Source organism: Mobiluncus sp. (assembly GCF_985070215.1).
In genome coordinates this window covers 1-3,076 of record NZ_CFKZQR010000080.1, presented here as the reverse complement: position 1 = coordinate 3,076, position 3,076 = coordinate 1, and the positions used below count along the sequence as shown (strand labels likewise).

Annotated in this window: 4 protein-coding genes; all 4 read right to left on the bottom strand. The window is 62.6% G+C overall.

Annotation, left to right across the window (positions count from 1 at the left end; genetic code table 11):
- Positions 1–179 precede the first annotated feature (179 nt).
- Entirely contained in the window at positions 180–1,208 is a 1,029-nt protein-coding gene (locus AC5LBQ_RS09520) for a Ppx/GppA phosphatase family protein (RefSeq protein ID WP_493265325.1), read from the bottom strand.
- On the bottom strand, positions 1,208–1,945 hold the full coding sequence (locus AC5LBQ_RS09515) for a DUF501 domain-containing protein (protein ID WP_493265324.1): 738 nt from the start codon (positions 1,943–1,945) through the stop codon (positions 1,208–1,210). Before AC5LBQ_RS09515 ends, AC5LBQ_RS09520 begins: the two co-directional genes overlap by 1 nt.
- A 31-nt stretch (positions 1,946–1,976) precedes the next feature.
- Positions 1,977–2,690: an FtsB family cell division protein gene (locus tag AC5LBQ_RS09510; RefSeq protein ID WP_493265323.1), complete on the bottom strand. Its 714-nt coding sequence runs from the start codon at positions 2,688–2,690 to the stop codon at positions 1,977–1,979.
- Between the two features lie 33 nt (positions 2,691–2,723).
- Positions 2,724–3,076 (bottom strand): alanine racemase (locus AC5LBQ_RS09505; protein ID WP_493265322.1); only part of this gene is annotated, 353 nt, incomplete at its 5' end.

Below are 3,076 nucleotides of genomic sequence, written 5' to 3'. Positions count from 1 at the left end.
GGCGCGAGAGCACGGCGGGGCAAAGACCGAGAAAAAGCCCTTATAAGAGCGCGGGGGGGGAGAGTGCGGGCCGGGCGGAGCCAAATTAATAGGATTAACGCCCGTGTGAGAATTTATGGGCGGGTTAGCGGGGCGAGTAGTGCGGGTGACAACCCCGCAACAAAACTAGAACCCGGAAATCAGGGAATCTGGGACAGGATAATCCCGTCAAGAATGTCGTTTTCCGAGGTCCGAACCGGGAATGTTCCACGTTGTTCACCGGCAGGCACCGTCCCAGAATCCGAGCGACCAGCGCCGGAACCGGGAGCCGGATGAGCTTCCAACCAAGCAAGAATCCGCTCCCACACCAGGACTCCCCCGGCAATCTGGCGCACCCGCTGCGGGTGCATGGGCCCCAGCTGGGCTTTTTCCGCGTGCGGCATCCGAATCAAACGCCGGGCGCGTTCCCGCAGCGCGCCGGAATCCAGCACGGCGCCGTTGATTTTGTCCGGCTCGTAACTGGCCAACCCCAACTCCAAAGCGGTCAAAGTCGTGACCGAACCGGCCACCCCGACTACCTCGCGGGCGCATTCCAACGGCACACTCGCGCTAGCTTGGGCAATCAGCGAATCTACAAACTGGCCAGCCTGGCTGATAGCGTCCTCGCTGGGGACTCCGCGCGTATCCTCGGCGGGCCGCAGGTAACGTTCGGTGACCCGCGTGGAACCCATATTCATCGACACCGCGGCCGTGACCTGGTCAAACCGGCCGGTATCGGGGTTAGCCTGACCGAACGCAAACTCGGTGGAACCTCCCCCGATGTCAACGGTCAGAGCCGGACTGGCAATGTCGCGATGCGCCGACAGCGTCCCGGTAAATCCCAACGCGGCCTCGACTCGTCCCGAAATGACTTCCGGCGTCACGCCCAGCCGCGCCTGCACCCCGGCACTAAACTGCGAAAAATTATCCGCGTCACGCGAAGCGGAAGTCGCCACCATCCGAATCTGCTGGACGCCTTCCCGGCGCACAAAACCGGCGTATTCCTCGACCGCCGCAAAAGTCCGTTCCAGCGCGGCTGGACTCAGATGCCCGGTCCGGTCCACCCCTTCACCCAACCCCACAATCCGGTTCAACCGCATTACGTCAACCATCGCCCCGGAGTGGGGATCAACCTCGCTAATCAGCAAACGAATCGAGTGAGTTCCACAATCAATCGCCGCCAAACGCATTACCGACCCCTTTCCCCAACAGTTTCGTCCAATTTCCACACACAAGTCGCGGGCGTCCAGCGATGCGGGTCACTCGCCGGCAACTCCGCCAGCCGGTCCAACACCCAATCCCCGATAGGATTCACGCCTCGGCCCACCGCCAAAGCGTGTCCGAGCAGGGCGTGGAAACACTTGACCCGGCGGGGCATTCCTCCAGCCGACACGCCTGCGATTTCGGGGACTTCCCCGATTCCGGCGGCTTCACCGGCCTGGGTGCGCTGGCGAATATAAAGTTCATGAGCGCGGGCATAAGCGGCCGATATCTGCGGGTTTGCCTCCAGCAGGGCTTCCGCTTCGCGCATGACCCCGTTTGCCTCCAGGTGTGACACGGCCGCGACCGCCGCGGGGCAGGTCAGGTAATAAAACGTGGGGAACGGCTCGCCGCCGGGCAGGCGCGGAGCGCTCGCAATGACTGCCGGGTGACCAGCGGGGACACCACCCCCTTGGCCAGCAGGAAAATCGGTATGACGACCCATGGAATTATCACCGGGATAACCCACGGGATTAGCAGCCTGGTGACCTGGGGAAATACCCCTCTGACGGTCAGCAGAAATACCTCCCTCATGACTGGCGGGACTGGCATCAGATGACGCTCCGCAATCCCCGCACCGGGCGGCGACCCCCAGAACTCCCCGCGGGACGCGCCCCAGTTGAGCTGCAATAATGCGCAAATCTTCCGAGCTAGCGGGTGTAATCACAAGGGCTCCTTTGTCAGTTTACGGTTAGCGCTCAGTTATGGGTCGGGGCGTTCGAGGATTTCGGGGCTGGTTCTGGATTGGTTTTGCCAAGGCTCGCGGGCGGTTCGGTAGTTTTCGTCCCCGGAGCGGAGGTTGTCCCGTCAGCGCCCGGGGTCGTTTCCGGGGCGGGAGCGGCCCCCGCGACTTCCAATCCGGCGACAATTTGGCGGAACCACGGCAAATCATTCGTATCTTTGTCGGTCCAACCGCTGGTCAGCTGCGGTTTTTTCGCGCCGGGAGGATCAACTACGACATAGGTAATCTCGCCGGGTTTCACGTATCCCAAACGTTCGCGGGCTTGGCGGGAAATATACTCGGGGTCTTGATAGCGTTTGATTTCCGCTTCCAGCTCGGCATTTTGCGCTTTGACCTGGGCAATCTGGGCTGCCAGCGAGCGAGCCTGCTGCTGCTGTTCCATCCAGGAACGCAGCGGTGAAAACACGACCAGGAACACGGCGAGGGCTACGGCCGCCAGCGTCAAAAGGCGGGCGATGCGGGTCGAGCCGGGAGCTTCCGCAGCGGGGGTGCGCGGCGTGGTTTTTGCTCGGGAAAAGGCCGAGTCCACGGGTTTCCCCGGTTTCCCTGGTTTTCCGAATTGCCCGGTTTTCCTGGGTTTTCGGGCAGAAGCGTTTGACGCAGCCGAACCGTGCGGGGTCGGCTTATCCGCGTCAGAAGGTTGGCGCGGTTTCAAACTGGGACGCTTCACGTGGACATTATCCCAAAATTCTGCAGTTTTCCGTCACTGGACAGGCTTTTGCGCGTAATCTCGAGGACCAAACAGGGCCGAACCGACCCGCACACACGTGGAGCCCGCCGCGATGGCCAACTCGAAATCCCCGCTCATGCCCATCGACAGTTCCCGACAATCCGCACCGCCGGGCAGCCCCGAAACCGCCTCTCGCAGGCCCGCGAGCTGGGAAAACATCTCGAAAACACCACGCTCGCCGACCTGATCCACGTGCGCGGCCACCGTCATCAAGCCGATGAGGTGCAGTCGGCACAGGTGAACACCAGAGCACGCCCCCCCCCCCGGGTCGCTCCGTGGCGGGCCACGCCTCGCGTCCTCCCCACCCCCCCTGACTCGTACTCCTC